General features: G+C 73.4%; 19 protein-coding genes and 1 pseudogene. 13 read left to right on the top strand and 7 right to left on the bottom strand.

The features are described 5' to 3' along the window. Positions 1–291 precede the first annotated feature (291 nt). Positions 292–732, top strand: coding sequence for a hypothetical protein (locus QQM72_RS11120; RefSeq protein ID WP_314220664.1), 441 nt, complete (start codon positions 292–294; stop codon positions 730–732). A gap of 325 nt (positions 733–1057) precedes the next feature. Continuing rightward, the gene (locus QQM72_RS11115) at positions 1058–2257 is read left to right on the top strand and encodes an MFS transporter (RefSeq protein ID WP_314220663.1); all 1200 of its coding nucleotides are present in this window, start codon (positions 1058–1060) and stop codon (positions 2255–2257) included. Between the two features lie 500 nt (positions 2258–2757). Here QQM72_RS11115 and QQM72_RS11110 read toward each other — a convergent pair whose 3' ends face one another. Beyond that, positions 2758–4380, bottom strand: a complete 1623-nt coding sequence (locus QQM72_RS11110; RefSeq protein ID WP_314220811.1) for an MFS transporter — start codon at positions 4378–4380, stop codon at positions 2758–2760. A 303-nt stretch (positions 4381–4683) separates the two neighbouring features. Between QQM72_RS11110 and QQM72_RS11105 the strand changes: the two genes are divergently transcribed. From QQM72_RS11105 to QQM72_RS11095, 3 genes are all read left to right on the top strand, one after another. Continuing rightward, positions 4684–5622 (top strand): hypothetical protein, encoded by a 939-nt coding sequence (locus tag QQM72_RS11105; protein ID WP_314220662.1) that lies wholly within the window; start codon positions 4684–4686, stop codon positions 5620–5622. A gap of 124 nt (positions 5623–5746) precedes the next feature. After that, a complete protein-coding gene (locus QQM72_RS11100) occupies positions 5747–7225 on the top strand; it encodes a glutamate-cysteine ligase family protein (RefSeq protein WP_314220661.1) in 1479 nt (492 codons plus the stop codon). Between the two features lie 95 nt (positions 7226–7320). Continuing rightward, positions 7321–7818, top strand: a complete 498-nt coding sequence (locus QQM72_RS11095) for a peptidylprolyl isomerase (protein WP_314220660.1) — start codon at positions 7321–7323, stop codon at positions 7816–7818. A gap of 295 nt (positions 7819–8113) precedes the next feature. On the opposite strand, the gene QQM72_RS11090 is transcribed toward QQM72_RS11095, so the two are convergent. Continuing rightward, the gene (locus QQM72_RS11090) at positions 8114–8845 is read right to left on the bottom strand and encodes a flavodoxin family protein (protein WP_314220659.1); all 732 of its coding nucleotides are present in this window, start codon (positions 8843–8845) and stop codon (positions 8114–8116) included. 145 nt (positions 8846–8990) lie between these two features. Here QQM72_RS11090 and QQM72_RS11085 point away from each other — a divergent pair, with 145 nt between their 5' ends. Then, a complete protein-coding gene (locus QQM72_RS11085; protein WP_314220658.1) occupies positions 8991–9992 on the top strand; it encodes an NAD-dependent epimerase/dehydratase family protein in 1002 nt (333 codons plus the stop codon). Positions 9993–10046: 54 nt separating this feature from the next. Here QQM72_RS11085 and QQM72_RS11080 read toward each other — a convergent pair whose 3' ends face one another. Next, positions 10047–11156 carry a sensor histidine kinase gene (locus QQM72_RS11080; RefSeq protein ID WP_314220657.1) on the bottom strand — a complete coding sequence of 370 codons (1110 nt, stop codon included), beginning with the start codon at positions 11154–11156 and terminating at the stop codon, positions 10047–10049. Positions 11157–11158: 2 nt separating this feature from the next. After that, positions 11159–11890 carry a response regulator transcription factor gene (locus QQM72_RS11075; protein ID WP_314220656.1) on the bottom strand — a complete coding sequence of 244 codons (732 nt, stop codon included), beginning with the start codon at positions 11888–11890 and terminating at the stop codon, positions 11159–11161. Positions 11891–12013: 123 nt separating this feature from the next. Between QQM72_RS11075 and QQM72_RS11070 the strand changes: the two genes are divergently transcribed. The 3 genes from QQM72_RS11070 to QQM72_RS11060 are packed head-to-tail and all read left to right on the top strand — an operon-like array spanning position 12014 to position 14132. Then, positions 12014–12703, top strand: a complete 690-nt coding sequence (locus tag QQM72_RS11070) for a glycosyltransferase family 2 protein (RefSeq protein ID WP_314220655.1) — start codon at positions 12014–12016, stop codon at positions 12701–12703. Next, positions 12700–13317: a TIGR04282 family arsenosugar biosynthesis glycosyltransferase gene (locus tag QQM72_RS11065; protein ID WP_314220654.1), complete on the top strand. Its 618-nt coding sequence runs from the start codon at positions 12700–12702 to the stop codon at positions 13315–13317. The genes QQM72_RS11070 and QQM72_RS11065 overlap by 4 nt, the downstream gene beginning before the upstream one ends. Beyond that, positions 13314–14132 carry a class I SAM-dependent methyltransferase gene (locus QQM72_RS11060; protein ID WP_314220653.1) on the top strand — a complete coding sequence of 273 codons (819 nt, stop codon included), beginning with the start codon at positions 13314–13316 and terminating at the stop codon, positions 14130–14132. Before QQM72_RS11065 ends, QQM72_RS11060 begins: the two co-directional genes overlap by 4 nt. 334 nt (positions 14133–14466) lie before the next feature. Here the strand turns inward: QQM72_RS11060 and QQM72_RS11055 are convergent, their stop codons facing one another. After that, the gene (locus QQM72_RS11055) at positions 14467–15747 is read right to left on the bottom strand and encodes a molybdopterin-dependent oxidoreductase (RefSeq protein WP_314220652.1); all 1281 of its coding nucleotides are present in this window, start codon (positions 15745–15747) and stop codon (positions 14467–14469) included. A gap of 165 nt (positions 15748–15912) precedes the next feature. On the opposite strand from QQM72_RS11055, the gene QQM72_RS11050 reads away from it, so the two are divergent. Next, entirely contained in the window at positions 15913–17277 is a 1365-nt protein-coding gene (locus QQM72_RS11050; protein WP_314220810.1) for a hypothetical protein, read from the top strand. 18 nt (positions 17278–17295) lie between these two features. Here the strand turns inward: QQM72_RS11050 and QQM72_RS11045 are convergent. Further along, positions 17296–17490, bottom strand: a pseudogene (locus QQM72_RS11045) (LLM class F420-dependent oxidoreductase); the annotation flags it as partial. Between the two features lie 185 nt (positions 17491–17675). Here QQM72_RS11045 and QQM72_RS11040 point away from each other — a divergent pair. The 3 genes from QQM72_RS11040 (at position 17676) to QQM72_RS11030 (ending at position 21315) form a co-directional block, all read left to right on the top strand. Next, positions 17676–18248, top strand: coding sequence for an AMIN-like domain-containing (lipo)protein (locus tag QQM72_RS11040; RefSeq protein ID WP_314220651.1), 573 nt, complete (start codon positions 17676–17678; stop codon positions 18246–18248). A 173-nt stretch (positions 18249–18421) separates the two neighbouring features. Next, positions 18422–20350 carry a glycoside hydrolase family 5 protein gene (locus tag QQM72_RS11035; RefSeq protein WP_314220650.1) on the top strand — a complete coding sequence of 643 codons (1929 nt, stop codon included), beginning with the start codon at positions 18422–18424 and terminating at the stop codon, positions 20348–20350. A gap of 188 nt (positions 20351–20538) precedes the next feature. Then, positions 20539–21315, top strand: coding sequence for a polysaccharide deacetylase family protein (locus QQM72_RS11030; RefSeq protein ID WP_314220649.1), 777 nt, complete (start codon positions 20539–20541; stop codon positions 21313–21315). An 8-nt stretch (positions 21316–21323) separates the two neighbouring features. Here QQM72_RS11030 and QQM72_RS11025 read toward each other — a convergent pair whose 3' ends face one another. Beyond that, positions 21324–22364, bottom strand: coding sequence for a YihY/virulence factor BrkB family protein (locus QQM72_RS11025; protein WP_314220648.1), 1041 nt, complete (start codon positions 22362–22364; stop codon positions 21324–21326). Positions 22365–22480 lie beyond the last annotated feature (116 nt).

The raw sequence follows: 22480 nt of genomic DNA, 5'->3' as shown, positions 1-22480 counted from the left end.
ATGATGCTGTCCGTCATATGGGGGATCTCCGCGGAAGCAACGGATAACGGTTCCTCGGAAATTCGTGCGAGGAGAGGGTCGCGGGTGCGGGGCCATGAGTGCAATGGGACCCGTCACATCGCGAGCGGGGCATCGGCCTTCCTCTCGCGATTCCCGGGCTGCGCGACGGGTCGTCGCCGCCTGGCGTCACAGGGGTGTCGCCCTGACGGCCAGGGCGATTACGGTGACCCGGCCGGCCCGCCGTGTCCCACGCACCCGGCGACCGACGTCCGCACGGCACAAGGAATCCCTATGACGCGAATGCCTGTTACGGCCAGATATGCGCGCACGCTGCTCGTCGTGCTGGGCCTGTCGGGGATCGCCGGTTCGGTACGACTGGCCGCGGCCGCGGCCGTCTTCGAGTCCGGCGCGCTGGGCGCGCCGGCCGTCGGGCTGCTGCTGCTCGCGGCGACCGCGTGCGCGGCGCTCGCCGTGACGTCGCTGGTCGTGTCGGCGAGGTTCGCCGAAGGCGGTGGGGCGGTGCGCAGGGGCGCGGTCGTCGTCGGCTGGGTGATCGTCGTGAGCGGCTCGGTCGCGGCCCTGGCCCACCACGCGGCCTGGAGCGCGGGTGCCGCCCTGGGTGCGCTGCTGGTGGCCCTCGCCGGCGGTGCGGCGACCAGACAGTGGTTCGACCGGGCGCCGCTCCCGCCGGCCGGACCGACCGAAGCCTCGAAGCCCGTGCTGTCGCGGTAAGTCACGGCGCGACGACCGGCGTTGATGTCGCCACCGACCGCGTGGACCGCACCGCCGAGGAGGTGACGGTCCCGTGTTCCGGTGCGGCCCCGCCACTCACTCCCGGTGCTCCGCACCTTCTCTCGTACGGGGACACCGCCGCCGCGACGCCCGGAATCGCCCGCCGGCCGCGGGAGCCGACCGTCGCGTGATCATCGTCGGATGCCGGGGCGGACCGGCGCCCCCGAACGGGCTCCGGCGGGGAAGCCGGGACGGCGCGGCGACTCACGCGAAGCCGGGCACGTCGGACCTCGGCGGGGCCCCGCGCGGGGTTACTGTCGCCGCCATGGACCGTGATCACCGAGGATGGCTCCCCTGTCTGCTCGGCGGAGCCGTCTTTGCCGTGTGCATGGCCGGCACCACGCTGCCGACCCCCCTCTACCCCCTCTACCAGGAGAAGTTCGGGTTCTCCGAGCTGACGGTCACCGTCGTGTACGCGGTCTACGCCTTCGGGGTCATCGGTGTGCTGCTGCTGGCCGGCAACGCCTCGGACACCGTGGGCAGACGTCCGGTGCTGATGGCGGGCCTGGGCTGCGCGGCGGCGAGCGCCGTGTCATTCCTGGCCGCCACCGGGCTGGGCTGGCTGTACGCGGGACGGCTGCTGTCGGGGCTGTCCGCCGGGCTCTTCACCGGGGCCGCCACCGCGTACGTGATGGACCTGGCTCCACCCGGCGGCGCCTCCCGGGCCACGTTCGTCGCGACGGCCGCCAACATGGGCGGGCTGGGCTGCGGTCCGCTGCTCGCCGGAGTGCTCGCGCAGTACGCCGACTGGCCGCTGTACCTGCCGTTCGCCGTGCATCTCGCCCTGGTGGCCTGTTCGGTCGGCGTCGTGGCGTGGCTCCCGGAGACCGTACGGCACCGCAGGGCGCTGAACACCGTACGGCCGCAGCGGCCCGGCCTGCCCCCCGAGGTGCGGGCGGTGTTCGGGCCGGCGGCGATCGCCTCGTTCGTGGGATTCGCCCTGTTCGGCGTGTTCACCTCGGTCAGCCCGGCGTTCCTCGCCGACTCCCTCGACGTGAGCGACCACGCGGTGAGCGGTCTCGTCGTCGCACTGGCCTTCTTCGCCTCCACCGCCGGGCAGCTGCTCGTCGGCCGGGTCGGGGTCGGGCGCTCCCTGCCGCTGGGCTGCGCCGCGCTTCTGGCCGGGCTGGCGCTGCTCGCGGGCGCGTTGCGGTGGGAGGTGCTGGCGCTGGTGGTACTGAGCGCGATCGTCGGCGGCGCCGGGCAGGGGCTGGCGTTTCGCGGGGCACTGTCCGCGGTGGCCGGAGCATCTCCCGAGGACCGGCGCGCTGCGGTGATCTCGACGCTCTTCGTGGTGGCCTACGCGGGCATCTCGGTGCCGGTGATCGGCGTCGGCGTGCTGGTGGGGCCGCTCGGCCTGGAGGGTGCCGGGCTGGTGTTCATCGGGTGCATGGCCGTCCTCGTATCGGCGGCGGGGGCCTATCTCCTCCGGCGGCCGGTACGGGTGGAGGACCAGAACGCCTGAACGCCTGAGCCCCCGGACGCGGCGTGTCGCGCACCGGGCCACGACACCGGCGTCCGGCGGCCGGGGCACCCTGCGGGGCGGCGGCCAGTGGCCCTCGGGCGCGCCCGCGGAGGCGTGACCGGCTTCCGGTGCCTGCGCGGGCGCCGCCGGGAGCAAAGTCGTTGGCGCGCCGGAGTCGGGTGCGGGCGCGCCGGGCGGCACGCATACACGCTTGGCCGCGGCCGTACGGGTGGGGTCGGTCCCGGGGCGAAGCGACAGGGGGCCGACCGGCGTTGTGCAGATCCCATCCGTCATCACCGGAAAGGCCCCCCGATGCGACGTACCGCCTTCCTCGCCGTCTGCGCCCTGCTCAGCGCCGCGGCCACGGGTTTCTTCACCACCAGCGCCGTTCGCAGCCGCTGAGACCCGGTAGCCGGGGAAGCCTTCCGGCTTTCCCGGCTGCCCGCTGCCCGCTGCCCGCCCTCGCCCGCCGCCCGCCGCCCAGCACACGTCGCACGTCGTCAGGAAGCCCGGTCACGGACGGGCGAGCGATCGTCCGACGGCACGTCGGCCCGTTCCGCGCCGCTCGTTCCGCCCGGGTGCCGGAGCGCGCACAGGTATCCGACACCCAGGGCGATCGCCATCCCGTAGAACACCCACTGGTTGGCCTCGGCGAAGTCCATCCGGATCGCCGCCATCGAGTCCTGCACCGTCCGCGCGACCGGGCCGCCTCCGCCGAGCTGCCGGTCGTCGGCATTGCCGGTGATCGCCTCGGCGACGTTCCTCGCCGCGCTCTCCGCGGCCCCGGACGGCACTGCGCGCGACTGGAGCGTGTCGGTGACGTTGTCGGTCGTGCGATGGGTCAGCACGGTGCCGAAGAGTGCCAGGCCGACGCTCGCGGCGTAGTTGCGGATCGTCTGCGTGATGCCGGTGACCTCACCGTAGGAGGCGTCGATCGCCCGGTTCACGGCGTCGGTGGAGGCGGGCGCGAGGATGAAGCCGATTCCGGCCCCCGCGAGGGCCGCGTAGGGCCACTGGTCGTGCATGGACAGGTCGGTCAGCTTCCCGGCCCAGAGCGCGAAGCCCACCGCTCCGACCACGCAGCCGATCTTCATGGCCGGCCGCGCGCCTCGCTTGTCCAGGATCCGCCCGCCCCACTGCGAGGCGAGCGCGAAGCCCACGAAGAAGTACAGCAGGTACAGGGCCGCCTGGTTGGGCGAGGCGCTGAGGGACACCTGCGCGTAGACGGAGGCGAAGAAGAACAGCGGGACGAACGCGAGCATGGCGAAGAACAGCACGAGTCCGTCCGCCACGAAGGCGCTGTCCCGGAAGACCCCGAGGTTGACCAACGGGTGGGCCGTGCGCAGTTCGTAGCGGCAGAACAGCCACAGCACAGCCAGACCGCCCACGACGCAGACCCAGGTGAGCACGCTGTCCCAGCCCCACGCCGACGCCTGCTGGAAGCCGAGCACGCTCGCACCCATTCCGACCGCGATCAGCACCGCGCCCCGCACGTCCAGGGACTCGTCACGGCGGCGGTCGGACACACGGGCGAGCGCGGTCAGGATCAACGCGACGACGGCCACGGGCACGTTGACCCAGAAGATCGCCCGCCAGGTCCAGTCGGTGAGCCAGCCGCCGAGGAGCGGCCCGACGGCGGTCAGGGCCCCGGTGACACCGAAGAACAGGGCCAGGGCACGGCCGCGTCGCTCCACCGGGAAGACGGCCACGACCACCGCGAGCGCCGCCGGGAAGAGCAGGGCCGCGCCGAGCCCCTGGGTCGAGCGGAAGACGACGAGCCAGGCCAGCGCGAAGTCGCCGCTCGGTACACAGCCGCACAGGACCGACGAGACGACGAACACCACGGTGCCCGCCACGACGACGCGCCGAGGACCGAGCAGGTCCGCCAGCCGTCCGCCGAGGGCGAAGAACGCCGCCAACGCCAGCAGGTAGGCGTTGACGACCCACTGCATACCGGAGGCGGACAGGCCGAGTTCGTTGACGATGTCCGGTGCGGCGATCGCCACGATGGTCTGGTCGATGAACGTCATCGCGACCGCGAACATCATGGCCGCGAGTGCCACCGACTGCGAAGGCCTGCGCGGTCCCTCCCGCGCACTCCCCGCCGGCTGTTTGGTGTACATGCCAGTCACGCCCTCAGTCTGAACCGGGTCAGCTGACGACGCATCCGGTGCACATCGGCGTCAGGAGGGCACGTCATCGGATGGGGCAGGCGCTCCCGCCACGGGCACCTGACCGGTCGTGGCGGCCGCGGCGGCGGCCACGCGCAGGGCGGGGAGCAGGGAAGAACCGGTGGGAACCGCGAGCGGTGGACGCGGGGTCCGTACGGCCGCGCGGGCCCGCTCGTCGGCCGGAACCCCCCGGCCCCGCGCCGGTCCCCCGGCGTCGGGATGCGTGGGGGCCCGGCCGGGTGGACGCTGCTGATCATGGCGCGAAAGGGTGCACGATCCGCTCGGCCCGCTGCGGGACAGGACGTGGAGCGGATACTCGACGAGCTCTACGCCGCACCGCCGTCCGGCTTCGTCTCCCGAAGGGAGCAGCTGGCCGTCGAGGCCAAGAGCGACGGGCGCGGCGACGATGCCCGTCGGATCCATGCCGCCCGGCGTCCCACGCTCGCGGCCTGGGCGGCGAACCTGCTGCTGCGCTCGCAGCCGCAGGAGAGCGGGCGGTTCCTGGAGCTGGGGCGGGCACTGCGCGAGGCGTACCGGTCCCTGGACTCCGACGGGATCAGGGAACTGTCCGAGCAGCGCCGGAGCATCGTCTCCGCGCTGTCCCGGCAGGCCGCCGAGCTGGCCCGCGAGGCCGGGCACGAGTTGTCGGGCGCGGCTCGGCAGGACGTCGAGTCCACCCTGCGCGCGGTGCTCGCCGACGAGGACGCGGCGCAGCGGTGGGCCACCGGACGTCTGGAGAGTGCCCTCACCCCGCCGGCCGACTTCCCCTCCCGTGGGCCGGCGGCCGCCGGCCCTGCGCACAGGCCGGCCCGTCCGGCGCCCGCAGCGCCGGATACGCGGTCCCGGGCGAAGGACGAACTCGCCGAGCGGCGCCGCCTGCGGCAGGGGCAGCTGGGCCAGGCCCGCCGGTCGGCGGAAGCGGCCGACCGGCGGCTGCGTGCGCTGAGCGCCGGACGGGCCGATGCCGACGCGTCGCTCCGGCAGGCCCGCGAACGGCACGACCGGGCCCGTGAGCGCGAGTCCGCGGCGCAGGAGCGGCTGCGCGCGGCGCGCCAGGAGCTCCGGCAGGCCGAGCAGGAGCGGAAGGAGGCCGAGGAACGGCTGCGGACCGCCGCTCAGGCGGTGGACCGGGCCGAGCGGGCAGCCCGGGACGCCGCGCAGGAGGTGGCCCGGCTGACCGAGCCGATCACGTAGGCCCACTGGTGTCCGGGCGCCGGGCGGGACGCGCCCGCGGCCACGCTTCCCGCATGGTGGGGGGCGTCCGGTGGTGCGACGCTGGAGGCAAGGGCGTCCGACACAGGGCAAGCCGGGAGGGCCGATGGGACGTGATGTCCCGGCGCTGGTCTTCACCCGCGAGGACCGCCGCCGGTACCGGATCAAGATGCAGGAGTGCCTCGACGTCTTCGCGCAGATGCTGCGCGAGGCGCGGTTCGAGTCCGAGCGGCCCCAGGTGGGTCTCGAGATCGAGCTGAACCTGGTCGACGACGAGGCCGAGCCGACGATGCGCAACAGCGACGTGCTGGACGTGATCGCGGATCCCGCCTGGTCCACCGAGCTCGGCCGCTTCAACCTCGAGATCAACCTGCCGCCGCGCCGTCTGACGCAGGGTGGTCCCGACGCCTGGGAAGCGGAGATCCGTGCCGCGCTCAACCACGCCGAGGAGCGTGCCCGGACGGTCGGCACGCATCTGATCATGATCGGTATCCTCCCGACCCTGCGGCAGGAGGACGTCGGCGAGTCGGCGCTGTCGGAGAACGCCCGCTACCGGCTGCTCAACGACCAGGTGTTCGCCGCGCGGGGCGAGGATCTGCACATCGAGATGGACGGTGTCGACCGGCTGCGCACGTACGCGGACACGATCACCCCGGAGGCCGCGTGCACCAGCACGCAGTTCCATCTCCAGGTCTCCCCCGACGAGTTCGCCGCCTACTGGAACGCGGCGCAGGCGGTCGCCGGCGTCCAGGTGGCGCTGGCGGCCAACTCACCGTTCCTGTTCGGGAAGGAACTGTGGCACGAGACCCGTATCCCGCTGTTCGAGCAGGCCACCGACACCCGCCCGCAGGAGATCAAGGTGCAGGGCGTACGGCCGCGGGTGTGGTTCGGGGAGCGGTGGATCACCAGCGTCTTCGACCTCTTCGAGGAGAACCTGCGCTACTTCCCCGCGCTGCTGCCCCTGTGCGACGAGCAGGATCCGCGCGAGACGCTGTCCGGAGGGGACGTGCCGGAACTGGGCGAGCTGACCCTGCACAACGGCACCATCTACCGCTGGAACCGTCCGGTCTACGCCGTCGCCCACGACCAGCCGCACGTGCGGGTGGAGAACCGCTGTCTGCCGGCCGGTCCGACCGTCGCCGACACCCTGGCCAACGGCGCCTTCTACTACGGCCTCACCCGGGCCCTGGTGGAGGACGAGCGGCCGGTGTGGTCGCGCATGTCCTTCCGGGCCGCCGAGGACAATCTGCACACGGCGGCGCGGGACGGCATCGACGCCCGGCTGTACTGGCCCGGCATGGGCGAGGCGCCGGTGGCCGAGCTCGTCCTGCGGCGGCTGCTGCCGCTGGCCCACCGGGGGCTGGAACTCTCCGGGATGGACGCGGCCTGGCGGGAGCCACTGCTCGGAATCATCGAACAGCGGTGCGTCACCGGCCGTAACGGCGCCGTCTGGCAGAAGGAGATGTTCCATCGCATCGCCGGCTCCGCCCGGACCGGCCGCCATGAGGCGCTGCGGCGGATGACACAGCTCTACATCGACTACATGCACCTCAACGCCCCTGCTCACACCTGGCCTGTCGACTGAGCGGCGCCCCTCGCCGACCGCCCCGATCGGGGTCTGTGAGGGCCGACACGACCCCTCGATTCGGCAGTGCTCGCCGGAGCGTGCAGGATGTAACCATGACCATCAAGATCTACTTCGACATCACCATCGACGACAAGCCCGCCGGGCGGATCAACTTCAACCTGTTCGACGACGTCGTCCCCAAGACCGCGGAGAACTTCCGCGCGCTGGCCACCGGCGAGAAGGGCTTCGGTTACGCCGGCTCCTCCTTCCACCGGGTCATCCCCGAGTTCATGCTCCAGGGCGGTGACTTCACCCGCGGCGACGGCACGGGCGGCAAGAGCATCTACGGCGAGAAGTTCGCCGACGAGAACTTCACGCTCAAGCACGACCGGCCCGGCCTGCTCTCCATGGCGAACGCCGGCCGCAACACCAACGGCTCGCAGTTCTTCGTCACCACGATCGTCACCGGCTGGCTCGACGGCAAGCACGTGGTGTTCGGCGAGGTCGCCGACGAGGAGAGCATGGCTCTCGTCAGGAAGATCGAGTCCTACGGCTCGGGCAGCGGCAAGACCTCGGCGAAGATCACCATCGCGGAGTCCGGCCAGCTCTGACCGGGGCATCGAGCGGCCGCCGGCCGGGGGTCCGCCCCCGGCCGGCGGCGCGAGCGCCGTCGTACCGGGCGCGGATGCACCGCAGCGGATGCGCATGCGCGGATCCACGGGCGCGCTCGACCTGGTCAGGCCAGGGTCACCTCGACCGGCAGCTTCTTGATGCCGTTGACGAGTCGGACCGCACGCGAGGGACCTCGCCGGCCGGCCGGATGCCCGCCGGTCGCGGGATCAGCTCCTCGAAGTCGGACGTCGGCGGTTGTCGACGTCCGACGTCAGCGGTAGTCGACGGCGGGCGTCAGCGGTAGTCGGGGTTGGGCGCGTCGACGTGGCAGCCCGCGTCCCACTCCGAACGCTGGTTGCCGTGCGCGGGAACGCCGCCGTTGCGCTTGAGCAGGGCCGCGAGGTGCATCAGGTTCCACGTCATGAAGGTCGTGTTCCGGTTGGTGAAGTCGTTCTCCGGACCGCCCGAGCCGGGATCCAGGTACGAAGGCCCCGGACCCGCCGGACCGATCCAGCCGGCGTCCGCCTGCGGCGGGATCGTGTAGCCGAGGTGCTGGAGACTGTAGAGGAGGTTCATCGCGCAGTGCTTCACACCGTCCTCGTTGCCGGTGATCAGACAGCCGCCGACCCGGCCGTAGAAGGCGTACTGGCCCTGCGGGTTGAGCAGGCTGGAGCAGCTGTAGAGACGCTCGACGACCTTCTTCGTCACGGAGCTGTTGTCCCCGAGCCAGATGGGTCCGGCCAGCACCAGGATGTCGGCCGCCATCACCCGCTCGTACAGGGCCGGCCAGGCGTCGGTGGCGAAGCCGTGTGAGGTCATGTCCGGGTAGACGCCGGGGGCGATGTCGTGGTCGACGGCCCGGATCTCGTCGGTGGTCACCCCGTGCGCGTCCATGAGGGCCCGGCTCTTGTCGACCAGGCCCTGGGTGTGGCTGAGCTGCGGAGACGGTTTGAGGGTGCAGTTGACGAACAGGGCGCTGAGGTCGGCGAAGCGGTACGTGTCGCCGGAGGAGGGCGAGGCTGCCATGACGGTCTCCCTTGCTGAAGGCCTGGGAAGCGTCTCGCGGGGGGTCCGTTCCGTCCCGGTCCGACGCGCGCTCTGCGTCTTACGGAGTGATGACGTGCCGGGCGGGTCGCGGGGTCCGGCCCGGCCGCGGCCCTAGCGTGGCCGTATGCGTGTACTGGTCACCGGCGGTGCCGGATTCATCGGGTCCCATGTCGTCGACGCCCTGCGTGCGCGCGGGAACGAGGCGCTCGTGTACGACGTCCGGCAGGACCCCGCCGCCGACGTGCGCGATCCCGTCGCCGTCGCCCACGCCCTCGACGGCGTCGACGCCGTCTGTCACCAGGCCGCGATGGTCGGGCTCGGCGACGGGGTCACCGACGCGGCGGAATACGTCTCGCGCAACGACCTGGGAACGGCCGTCCTGCTCGCCGCCATGGCCGCGGCCGGCGTCGGGCGGCTCGTGCTCGCCGGGTCGATGGTCGTCTACGGGGAGGGACGCTACGAGTGCCGGGAGCACGGGGTGGTGCGACCGCGGCCCCGGGCCGTCGCCGATCTGGACGAGGGACGGTTCGAGCCGCCGTGCCCGGCGTGCGGCAGGGCCCTCGCCCCCGGGCTCGTCGCCGAGGACGCCCCCGCCGACCCGCGCAACGTGTACGCCACGACCAAGCTCGCCCAGGAGCATCTGGCGGCCTCCTGGGCCAGGTCGACGGGCGGGACCGCGGTGTCGCTGCGCTACCACAACGTGTACGGGCCCCGGATGCCCCGGGACACCCCGTACGCCGGAGTCGCCTCCTTCTTCCGCTCCGCGCTGGCCCGGGGCGAGGCCCCGCGCGTCTTCGAGGACGGGCGGCAGCGGCGGGACTTCGTGCACGTACGGGACGTGGCCGCCGCCAACCTCGCCGCGCTGGACGCCGACATGCCGAAGGGCATGCTGACGGCGTACAACACCGGCAGCGGGGAGCCGCACACGGTGGGCGAGATGGCCCGGACCCTGGCCGCCGCGTACGGCGGGCCCCAGCCGGTCGTCACCGGCGAGTACCGACTGGGCGACGTCCGCCACATCACGGCGGACTCCGCCCGGCTGCGGGCCGAGCTGGGGTGGAAGCCCCAGGTCGGGTTCCAGGAGGGAATGCGCGAGTTCGCGCGGGCCGGACTGCGCGGGGACTGAACCGCGCCCGGCTGACGGCGCCCCGGGCGCCGTGAGCCGGGCGTCGGCGGGGTCTCAGCGGGCCGCCGGCAGGGTCACCTCGAAGCGGCAGCCGCCAGGGATGTTGCGTACCGTGGCCCATCCCTGGTGGGCCTCCACGATCCCCCGCACGATGGCGAGGCCGAGCCCCGCGCCGGCCGGCGGCGTCCGGGCGTGCGTGCCGCGCCATCCGGTGTCGAAGACACGCGGCAGATCCTCCTCGGGGATGCCGCCGCAGCCGTCCGTGACGGAGACGACGACCCCGGCGGGCGAGCGTTCGGCGGCGACGGCGACCGTGCCGTCGGCCGGCGTGCGCCGGATGGCGTTGACGAGCAGATTGCCCAGCACCCGGCTCATCTCCTTGCCGTCCACCTCGACCGGAAGGGGCTCGACCCGGCCGCCGACGAGCCGTACGCCGTGTTCGCGGGCGAGCGGGTCGGCGCCGGCGAGGGCATCGCCGACCAGGTCGTACACGGACATGCGGGAGGTGGACAGGGCCAGCGCGCCGGCGTGTATGCGGGAGAGCTCGAACAGGTCGCCCACCATGTCGTTGAGCCGCTCGACCTCGGTGCGGATCTGGCGCAGATAGCGGCCGGGGTCGGCCGCGACGCCGTCCTCCAGCGCCTCCGACATCGCCCGCAGTCCGGCCAGCGGAGTGCGCAGGTCGTGCGAGATCCAGGCGACGAGTTCGCGTCTGGACGCCTCCAGCGCGCGTTCGCGGTCCCGGGACTCGGCGAGCTTCCCGCTGGTCGCCGCCAGCTCACGGCTCAGCGCGTCCAGTTCGGCGGTGGTCGGGCCGTCGGGGGCGGTGAAGGCTCCGCCGTCGCCGAACGAACGGGCGGCACGGGTGAGTTCACGGCTGCGGGCGACCACCCAGCGGCCGAGCAGCAGTGCGGTGGCCAGCGAGACCACCGCGGCCATGGCAACGACCGTCGTCACGACGCTCAGGTCGTGCCCGGACAGGAACATCGCCTGCGCCACGGCCAGTGTGCCCGCCAGCATCGCGGTCACGGCGACGGCGGCCACCACGGTGAGCGACGCGGTGAGCGAACGGCGGCGCAGCAGCCACAGCGCCCCCGCGCCGAGCAGCCCGGCGAGCAGGGCGCCGAGAAAGGCGAACAGGGCGATGAGCAGGGTGTCGCGCACAGTCACTCCCCCTCTCGGTCGGGTCCGGGTTCGAAGCGGTAGCCCACGCCCCACACCGTCCGGATCAGCTGCGGCCGCGCCGGGTCGTCCTCGACCTTGCCGCGCAGCCGGCGCACATGGACGGTCACGGTGGACAGGTCACCGAACTCCCAGCCCCACACCTCGTGCATCAGGTCCTCCCGGCCGAACGCCCGCCCGGGGTGCCGCAGGAAGAACGCGAGCAGGTCGAACTCGCGCAGGGTGAGGGCGAGTTCGGCGCCGTCCTTGGTGGCGCGGCGGGCTCCGGGATCGAGAGACAGGCCGGCCGCGCCCAGCACCCGCGCACCGGTGGCGGGCCGGCTGCGGCGCAGCACCGACTCCACCCGCAGCACGAGTTCACGGGGGCTGAAGGGCTTGGTGACGTAGTCGTCGGCCCCGACCTCCAGGCCCAGGATGCGGTCGTCCTCGTCGCCGCGCGCGGTCAGCATGATGACCGGCACGGGCCCGTGTCCGCGCATCCGGCGGCACACCTCGAGACCGTCCATGCCGGGCAGCATCAGGTCCAGCACCACCAGGTCGGGCCAGTGCGCGGCGGCCCGGCTCAGCGCGGACGGGCCGTCGTCGGCCCGGTCGACGACATAGCCGGCCCGGTCCAGGTATCCGGCGACGACCTCCGAGACCGTGGGGTCGTCGTCCACGACCAGGACCCGGGCCGATGCCGGTGGAGGGGGCGGGGACTCGTGCGGCTGCTCCATGCGCCCAGCCTCGCACCGCGCCCGGCTCCGTGCGGCGTCCGGGGGCGCCCAGGCGGCTTGACGTCCGCGTTTCGTAAGGAGCCGAGGTCCGGTTTGCCCGATTCGCGTTCGTAGGGTGAGACCGTGACCACGGACGCAGAAGCAGATGTCGTACTCCCCTGTCTGAACGAGGCCGAGGCCCTCCCCTGGGTGCTCGCCCGCATTCCGAAGGGCTGGCGGGCCATCGTTGTCGACAACGGATCGACCGACGGCTCGCCGGAGATCGCCCGCGCACTCGGCGCGAGAGTCGTCCACGAGCCCCGTCGGGGCTTCGGCGCCGCCTGCCACGCCGGACTGACCGCGGCCACCGCCGACGTCGTCTGCTTCTGCGACTGCGACGCCTCCCTCGACCCGGCGCTGCTCGCGCCGTTCGTCCACGAGGTCCGCGGCGGCACGGCCGATCTGGTGCTCGGCCGCAGGCGGCCCACCGACCGGGGCGCGTGGCCCGCGCACGCCCGGGCCGGCAACCTCGCGCTCGCGCGGCTGCTGCGCCGCCGCACCGGTCTGCGCCTGCACGACCTGGGCCCGCTGCGGGCCGCCCGCCGTGAGCCGCTGCTCGCGCTCGGTCTCACCGACCGGCGCAGCGGCTACCCGCTGGAGATGGTGGTGCGCGCGGCCGACGCGGGCTGGCGGATCACCGAGCACGACGTCCCCTACCTGCCCCGTACGGGCGTGTCGAAGGTGACGGGCACCTGGCGTGGCACCTGGCAGGCGGTCCGGGACATGAGCCGCGTCCTCAACGGCGTTCCGGCGCGCGAAGGAGTCGCACGGTGACCACGCTGCTCGTCATCGCCAAGGAGCCGCTGCCTGGCCGGGTGAAGACCCGGCTCACCCCGCCGTTCACCCCACGGGAGGCGGCCGCGCTGGCGGAGGCGGCGCTGTCCGACACCCTGCGGGCGGTGGCGGCCACGCCCGCCTCCCGCCGTGTCCTGGTGCTGGACGGCGTCCCCGGACCCTGGCTGCCGTCCGGCTTCGAGGTCGTACCGCAGTGCGCGGGCGGGCTCGACGAACGGCTCGCGGACGCCTTCGCCCGGTGCGACGGCCCGGCCCTTCTCATCGGGATGGACACCCCGCAGGTGACGCCGGAGCTGCTGACCGCCGACTTCGACGGCTGTGACGCGTACTTCGGCCCGGCGAGGGACGGCGGCTTCTGGGCGCTGGGGCTCGCCGAGCCCGATCCCGCTCTGCTGCGGGGCGTGCCCATGTCGACGCCTGCGACGGGGGCCGTGCAGCGGGCGCGGCTCGTCGGCGCGGGGCTGCGGGTGCGCGACCTGCCGTGTCTGCGGGACGTGGACACCGCCGCGGACGCGACGGCCGTCGCCGCGCTGGCCCCGCGCAGCCGCTTCGCCGACCGTCTCGCCGGGTGCACGGCGGCGGTGGGCCGATGAGCACCGCGTACGACCTCACGGGGGCCGACCCCGCCGACGTCGGCGTGGCCGAGGCCGCGAGGGTCGCGGGGGCCGCCACCGACTGGGCCGCCGCCGACCCGTACAGCGCCGCCCTGCGCACCGGCCGGGGCCCGCTGTTCCTGCGCCGCGCCGACGGCTGGCTGCTGCCGCTGGAGGTGGAACGGTGGTGCGCCCGCGCCGACGCGGCCGATCTGGCGATCCTGGACCGGTGCGAGGGAGCCGTACTCGACGTGGGCTGCGGGCCCGGCCGGCTGGTGGCCGAACTCGCCGCCCGGGGACGGCCCGTGCTGGGCATCGACGTCAGCGAGGCCGCCGTCGCCCACACGCTGGGGCTGGGCGGCCAGGCGCTGCGGCGGTCGGTCTTCGACCCGCTGCCGGGCGAGGGGCGCTGGGCGACCGTGCTGCTCATCGACGGCAACGTCGGCATCGGCGGCGATCCGCTCGCCCTGCTGCGCCGGACGGCCGCTCTGCTCGTCCCGGGTGGCCTGCTGATCGCCGAGACCGCGCCGGTGGACGTGGACGAGCGGGCCGAGGTCGAGGTCGTCGGCCCGCCCGGGGCGGGCGGCACCGGCCGCGCGTTCCCCTGGGCGCGGCTCGGCACGCCGGCCCTGCTGCGGTACGCGGGCCGCGGGGACTGGCGGACGGCCGGTCAGTGGACGGCCGGCGACCGCTGCTTCCTCGCCCTGCGCACCCGCAGCGCGAGGAGCAGCGCCGAGCCGCCGAAGAGCACCGCGGTGATCAGCAGCCAGTGGGCGAGGAACCCGTCCGCCGAGCGGCCGGTGGCCGACCGGTAGCGGACTTCCACCTTCCCGCTGATCAGCGGGAACCACACGAGCAGCAGCAGCGCGGAGAGCGCGGCCGGTACCCGGACGTACATCGTCAGGCGCCGCCGGCCGGTCGCGCCGAGCCCCTGTACGACAGCCCGGTCGGCCACGGCGTACATGGGCAGCAGCACCAGGTCGTGCAGCAACGCCGCCCCCGCCCACCACAGCGCCACGCCGAACCAGTCGTCGGCGAGGAGACGTACGCCCGCGTAGGCGGCGAGCGCGAACGAGAAGGCGAGCAGGAGGATCTGGAAGGGGCTGCCGATCACCGGCCGTCGCAGCACGGGCCGTCGCAGCACGGGCTTCATCGCGTCTCTCCGAAGGTCATCCGGGCCACCCACTTGGTGTTGAGCACGCCGGGAGCGGCGGGCACGATGACGCGCGCCGGGTAGCCGTGGTCGGGGCTCAGGGACTCGCCGTTGACGTACAGGGCGAGCAGGGAGCGCGGGTCGGCGACCTGGTTGGCGCGCAGGGCGGCGTGGCGGAAGGCGCCGCGCCGCTGGAGGGACTCGACGAACACGTCCGGCGGGTCGTCGTAGCCGACGAGCGCGGCGAGGTCCCGTAGCCGTACGCCCCGCCACCACTGGTCCGAGGTCGACCAGCCCTCGACGCAGGCGATGGGCAACGCCGCACTGTGCAGAGGGAGTTCACGGAGCTCGGCGCGGCCGAGACGGAGGGTGCCGGTGCGCCCCGTGACGACGAGGCGCCAGGCGTCCTCGTCCGTCTGAGGCGCGGTGATCCCGGCGTACGCGGCCGTCTTGTTGATCTGGAAGCCGTTCGGACCGCTCCCCGGATCGGGTCCACCGTGCGGAGCGAGCAGGGCGGTGCGCCGCAGCGGTCCGTCGAAGCTCTGGCCGGCCGTCGTGGCGAACAGCAGCAGCGAGCCCCCTCCGACGAACCACAGCGCTCCGCGCCGGGAGACGGTCGCGGGGTCCGGGCGCGGGGAGACGAGCTCCTGCTCGGGCGCGGGCTCCTGCGAGGAGGCCGGCTCCTGCGACGAGGCCGGCTCCTGCGCCCGCAGGCGGCGCAGATTGCGGACGGCCGCCGGGACCTTCAGCACGGCGTGGGCGACGAACGCGGCGAAGAAGACCCATGCGCCGTAGAAGTGCAGGGGGTAGAAGGAGCCGGGGAAGACGTAGTCGAGCTGGACGTTGAGGACGCCGGTCGTGAACTCGAACAGCGCGCCGCCGACCAGTAGCAGCAGGGAGATCCGTTCGAGCGCGTGGGCGAGCGAGCGGGCCGGCGGCAGCGTGAACAGCTTCGGCACGACCGACCACAGCTTGGCCAGCAGGACGGGGATCAGGGTGACGCCGAGGGTGACGTGCACGCCCTGGTTGACCCGGTACAGCCAGTGCGGGCCGGTCGGCCAGGAGAAGAGGTAGAAGCCGAGGATCCCCTTGTCCGGGGTCTTGTCGTTCACCGGGGAGAGGTCCGGGTTGTAGGCGGCGTACGAGAGCAGGCCCGTCACGAACAGCACCGTGATGCCGGCGAGCAGCACCAGGCCGAGCACCGAGGTGAACCAGGGGCCGCGCAGCGGGCTGCGCCAGAAGCCGGGGGAGGTGGGGAGCCGTGCGTCGTCTCGCATGATCCGACCGTAGGCCGCGGCACCCCCGGAAACGGGTGCGCGACCCATGACGAAACGCTGACGTCCGGCCCCGGACGGCGGTCCGCGGCCCGCCGCCCGGCCTAGCGTGCCGGTGTGAACAGCACCCTGCGCTCCGCCGAGCCGCGTGTCCGGCGCTCCGGCGGCATCACCCGCGACCTCCGCCGCGACCTGTACGCGGTGGGCGCCGCCGTCCTGCTCGTGACGGCGGCCGTGCTGATCGGCCACCACATCCAGCACACCCGTCACACCCTGCGCGTCAACTGGCCTCCCTTGCTTGGAAGTTGGGGGCCCCATCTGGGACCGGGCACGCCGGTGGCCGTCGTGCTGGCGGTCGCGACCGTGGCATACGGTCCCGCCCTGGCCGCCCGCCTGCCCTGGCGGGCCCTGCTCGCTGCGGCCTGGGGCGCCGCCACGGCCTGGATCCTTTCCCTCGCCCTGATCGACGGCTGGCAGCGCGGCGTCGCCGGCCGGCTCACCTCCCGCCACGAGTACCTCCAGGTCGTCGGCCGCTTCCACGACGTCCCGGCGGCACTGCGCGACTTCACCCACCACATCCTTCTGGAGTCCCCCGACAACTGGCCCGCGCATGTCGCCGGTCATCCCCCGGCGGCCACGCTGACGTTCGTCCTGCTCGACCGGATCGGGCTGCGGGGCGGGGGCTGGGCCGGAACCTGGTGCGTCGCCGTCGGCGCGACGGCCTGTGTGGCCGTCCTGGTGGCGGTGCGGGCGCTTGCCGACGAGGGGCTCGCGCGGCGGGCGGCGCCCTTCCTGGTGCTGGCTCCGGCCGCGGTGTGGATGGGGACGTCGGCGGACGCGTACTTCGCCGCGGTCGCCGCGTGGTCCGTGGCGCTGCTGGCCCTGGCGGTCACCGGACGGCGGGTCAGGAGCGGGGCGCTGGGCTCAGGCCTGCTCTTCGGCCTGAGCTGCTACCTCTCCTACGGCCTCACGCTCTTCGCGCTGATCGGCGCGGCGGTGCTGCTGCTCGGCCGGGGGCGCGTCCGGGAGCGCCCCGGACTGCTCGTCCTCCTGCTGGCCGGGGCGGCCGTCGTGCCGACGGCGTTCACCCTCGCCGGATTCGACTGGTGGGAGGCGTACCGGCTGCTGGTCACGCGCTACCGGCAGGGGGCGGGCGGGATCCGCCCCTACGGCTACTGGGTGTGGGCCAATCTCGCCTGCACGGTCCTGATCACGGGCCTGGCGACGGCGGCCGGCCTTCGGCGGACCGGCGCGACGCTCCGCCACCACCGCGGCGAGAGCCCCGCGCGGCCCGGCGGTCCGCACCGCTCCGGCGCGGACGCCCGTCTCGCCCTCCTCGTGGCCGCCGCCGTGCTCGCCCTGCTCGTCGCCGACCTGTCCGGCATGAGCAAGGCCGAGACGGAACGCATCTGGCTCCCCTTCGCCCTGTGGCTCCTCCCGTCCTGCGCGTTCCTCACCCGCCCGCGTGCCTGGCTGGCCGCCCAGGCCGTCCTGGCCCTGCTGGTCAACCACCTGTTGCTGACCGGCTGGTGAGCCGGGGCGCGACGGCGCTCAGCCGGCGAGTTCTCCGAGGAGTGCCCAGGTGCGGCGGCGCGCGGCCTCCCCGGCGACGCCCGTGCCCGAGAACACCACCTCCGTCGCCCCGGCGTCGCGGTGGCGGCGCACCTCGGCGGCGACCGTCCGCTCGTCGCCGGTCACCGCCACGTCGCCGGCCCGCCGGCCGCCGGAGAGTTCGACGACCCGCGCGTCAGTCGTGTGAACGAGCGCGTGACGCGCGTCCGGCGCCCGGCCCGCCGGAGCCCGCGCGACCGCCCGAGGCGGCCGGGCACACCGACGCCACATCGAGACGGAAAACAGTGCAACCTATGGGGCAATCAGGTTGTCTCTGTTTTTAACCGACACATCACCACACACGTCCTTCGGGGGAGATCATGGTGCGAAACAGAACACTCTGGGCCACCGCCGCTCTGCTGGCCGCCACCCTGGGTGTGGCCGCGGTCCCGGCAACCGCCGCCCCGGCCACGGCCACCCGGGCCGCCACGGCCTGCCCCACCGGCTGGGGCAGCCTGGACAAGACCTACTCCGCCGGCACGGCGACGCCGCTGACGAACGTCAGGACCGGCCGCCACGACTGTTACGACCGGTTCGTCGTCGACGTGCCGGGCGCGGGCGCCGCCGAACTCGGCTTCTCGGTCGCGTATGTCGACCGGCTCTACCAGGACGGCTCGGGCCGCCCCATCACCGTGGGCGGCGGTGCCATCCTGGAGGTGCGGGTCAACGCGCCCTCCTACGACCCCGAGACCGGCACACCCACCTATCCGGGCCGGGTGGCACAGCCGCTGCCGGGCGTGAACCTCACGGGATACAGCACCTTCCGGGACACCCGGTACGCCGGGAGCTTCGAAGGGGTGACGCAGTTCGGGCTCGGCGTTCGCGCGCGCCTGCCGTTCCGGGTGCAGCGCCTGGCCGACCACCTCGTGGTGGACGTCGCGCACACCTGGTGACACCGGCCGTCCGGCCCGTCCCCGGCGCCCGGCCTCCAGGGGCCGGCGCCGGGCGCGGCGAGGGTACGCCCGTCGCGAGCGCGTGTTCTCGCAGCCCCCGGGACATCCCGGCCGGGATTTCGTAGGCTGTCGGTCGCCGTTCGCCACCCCCACCGCGCCCCGCAGAGGACCGGATGCAGACCTTCAGACTTGTCAAGTACCTGACATCAGCAGCCGTGGTTCTCACGCTGCTGGCCCCGGCACCGACCGCGGCAGCCGCGATCCCGGTCGCCGCCGCCGAGGACGCCGCCGCGTCCGCCGCCGAGGCCGCTCCCCCGGCGGCGGAGGACTGGCAGCCACCCCTGTCCACCCGGGGCCGCTACATCGTCGACGCGCAGGGGCGCCGCTTCCGCCTGAAGTCCGCCAACTGGGACGGTGCCCAGGGGTCGTGGTCGGGAAGCGGCAGCACCGCCGATCCCGCGAACCACCACGCCGGCCAGGACTCCTCCGGCATACCCCTCGGCCTGGACCGCGCCCCGCTGTCCGAGCTGCTCGCCGACTTCCACCGGCTCGGCATCAACAGCATCCGGCTGCCGTTCTCCAACGAGATGATCCGCACGACGACCCCGGTGCCGGACACCGCGGTCGCGGCCAACCCGCGACTGCGCGGCAGCACACCCCTGCAGATCTTCGACGCCGTCGTGGCCGCCCTCACCGGCGACGGGTTCGCGGTCATCCTCAACAACCACACCAACACCACCCGCTGGTGCTGCGGCCTGGACGGCAACGAACGCTGGAACAGCGGCCGGACCACCCGGCAGTGGACGGACGACTGGGTCTTCATGGCCCGCCGATACTCCGCCGACCCCCGTGTCGTGGGCGCGGACCTCTACAACGAGGTGCGCCGTGACGTCCTGGACGACCCCAACTGGGGCCTCGGCGACGACCACGACTGGTACGCGGCGGCCCAGCTCGCGGCGGACCGCATCCTCACCGAGGCCGACCCCGACCTCCTCATCGTCGTCGAAGGCATCAACTGGACCGGGCTGCCCGTGGACGGGCTGCCCCACGAGCGCCCCACCCTCACGCCCGTCCGCACGCTCTCGCACACGCTCCTGGACGCGCACAAGCTGGTCTACTCCGCCCACTTCTACGGCTACACCGGCCCCCGGCACAGCGGTGCCACCGGGATCGGCGAGACCCACGACCCGCGCTACCAGGACCTGACCCGCGACCAGCTGTCCCAGGTCCTCACCGACCAGGCCTTCTTCGTCACCGCCGAGGGGCAGCACTACTCCGCCCCCGTGTGGATCAGCGAGTTCGGCATCGGCGCCCAGGAGACCGGCGTCGCAGCCCGCACCTGGTTCGGCAACCTCACCGACTACTTCGCCGACCACGACGCCGACTTCGCGTACTGGCCCCTGGTCGGCTGGGAGGGCCACGACGACTGGTCGCTGCTGCGCTACGACACGTCGGGGCGCCGGTTCGGCATCCTCGACCAGGCCGACTGGCGCGCCACCGCCTGGGACCACCTGATGACGTCCGCGACCCGCACCGGGACCGTCCCGCCGGTGCCGGTCCGGCGCATGCTCGCCACCGACCACGGCGACGCGGTGCAGTCCCGGCGGGTACGGGCCGGCGGGGACTGGGATCCCGGGGCCTCCAAGGCCGCCTGCCCGGACGGCCTTCGGCTGATCGGCCTCAGCCACACCGGCGGCCGGGGTATGTGCACCGACACCACCGGCGGCGACCTGCGGGCCCCGGACGGCACGCAGACGGTCGTCACCGACGAACGCCACGTCCCCGCCGGCGGCGACTGGGCCGGCGGGTACACCAAACTCCAGTGCCCCGATGGGCAGTTCCTCATCGGCTACAGCCGCCGCGGGGAGCGCGTGTCGGCCGCCCTGTGCGTGCCCGCCCGCACCGCGCTGGGCCGGGCCGGGCGGACCGTCTGGTTCGACCGGTCCGACAACCGGCCCGCCGACACCGGCGGCGACTTCGCCCAGGGCCACTACAAGGGCCAGTGCGCCGCCGACGAGTACGCCGCGGGCATCGCCTTCACCACCCGGTTCGGCAGCGCACCGGGCCCCGCCGCCCTGCTGTGCGTCCCGTTGGGGCCGTGACCGGCGCGCCCCCAACGGGCTGCTCACAGCCGCCCGTTGGGGGCGTGGACGTCCTTGCGTCCCGGAACCCCTGCGAAATTGTCCGTGCTCGGTAACAGGCGGATCCCGCCGGGCCGTTTCCCCGTCCTGACAACTGCACGGGATCACCGGGGCACGGGATCCGCCGACACGACACGAACAGGGCAGACATGGCGCGGCATGGCGGGCGGGGATGGTACGGCCGGGTTATCGCGGCGGCGGTCGGTGTGACGGCCATGGCCGCCGTCACCTCGGTATGGACCGCGCAGGCCGGACCGGTGGACGCAGGGCAGGCGGGAGCGGGCGCCTCGGCGCACCCCTCCGCGGGTTCCGTGCCGTCCCGGGTGTCGGTGGACATCGCCCATGCCTCTGACCACGGTGCCCGTGGCGTCAACATCACGATCGACGACGGTCCGGACCCCGACTGGACGCCGCAGGTCCTCGAGGTGCTGCGGGAGAACGGCGTGAAGGCGACCTTCTGCATGGTCGGCACGCAGGCCCAGGCCCACCCGGACCTGGTCAAGGCCGTGGTGGCGGACGGCCACCGGCTGTGCGACCACACGGTCTCGCACGACACCACCATGGACACCAAGCCCGACTCCTACCAGTCGCAGCAGATCCTGGACGCCGAACGGATGATCACCGAGGCCTCCGGGGGCGTCCGCCCGGTGTACTACCGGGCGCCGGGCGGCGCCTTCACGCCCTACAGCCGCGATCTCGCCGCCTCCCGCGGGATGCGGCCGCTGGGCTGGAACGTCGACACCAAGGACTTCGAACGGCCGGGCGCCGCCGCCATCGTCGCCACCGTGAAGAGCGAGGTGTCGGGCGGCCCGACGATCCTCTTCCACGACGCGGGCGGGGACCGCTCGCAGACCGTGGCGGCCCTGCGCGAGATCCTGCCGTGGCTGCGGCAGCAGGGGTACTCCTTCGGCTTCCCGGTGCGCTGAACGCGCGGTCACTGCGCGTCGCGCCGGTCGTCCTCGCTCCAGGCACGGGTGTCCCGGGGCCGGACGTACGGTTCCTCACCCTCGGGCAGCCCGTCGGCCACGGCCCGCTGCCGGGCCAGCTCGGCGTCGAACTCCAGGCCGAGCAGGATCGCGATGTTGCTGATCCACAGCCACACCAGGAAGACGATGACACCGGCGAGCGTGCCGTACGTCTTGTTGTACGAGCCGAAATTGGCCACGTAGAAGGCGAAGCCGGCGGAGGCGACCAGCCAGATCACCAACGCCAGCACGCTCCCGGGCGTGATCCACCGCAGTCCGCGCCCCCGGACGTTCGGCGTCGCCCAGTACAGCAGGGCGATCATGATCGTGACCAGGAGCACCAGCACCGGCCACTTCGCGAGGGACCACACGGTCAGCGCCGTGTCCCCGATGCCCAGCGCCGCGCCGGCCTGCCGGGCCAGACCGCCGGTGAACACCACGATCAGCGCGCTGGCGACCGCGAGCACCAGAAGCACCACCGTCACCCCCACGCGCAGCGGCAGCACCTTCCACACCGGCCGCCCCTCGGGCATGTCGTAGACGGCGTTGGCACAGCGGATGAAGGCCGCCGTGTAGCCGGAAGCCGACCACACCGCCAGCACCAGACCGACGATCGCCATGACCGAGCCGACGCCGCCCCGGCCCTGCAACTGCTGCACCGCGTCGCTGATGATGTCGCGGGCCGAACCGGGCGCCACCTTGCGGAGGTTGTCCAGGACCTCGTCGGTGGCCGACTTCCCCGCCAGTCCCAGGAGCGACACGAGCACCAGCAGGGCCGGGAACATCGACAGCACCCCGTAGTACGTCAGTGCCGCGGCCCGGTCCGTGAGTTCGTCGTCCTTGAACTCCCGCAGGGTGCCTTTGAGCACGGCCGGCCAGGAGCGCTTCGGCAACTGTCCAGGACCGTCCGGCGTGCGCCGTTCCACCTGCTCGTCCGGCCCCGACCTGCCCGCCCGACCGGTCGCCGACGGCGTGGTGTCGTCATGGTCGGATTTCGATGTGCGTGCCATGACAACGGAGTAACCGCGACCGGCCGTTCCATGCGTCGGCCAGGGCAGCGGCCGGAACGCAGCCGGGTGCTGCTGGAGCCGGGGGGCGTCGCCCGCCTCGTGCCCGCGGTCCGCCG

This window comes from Streptomyces zaehneri, from assembly GCF_032248645.1.
Lineage (GTDB): Bacteria > Actinomycetota > Actinomycetes > Streptomycetales > Streptomycetaceae > Streptomyces > Streptomyces coriariae.
This window is presented reverse-complemented; position numbering and strand designations above follow the sequence as displayed.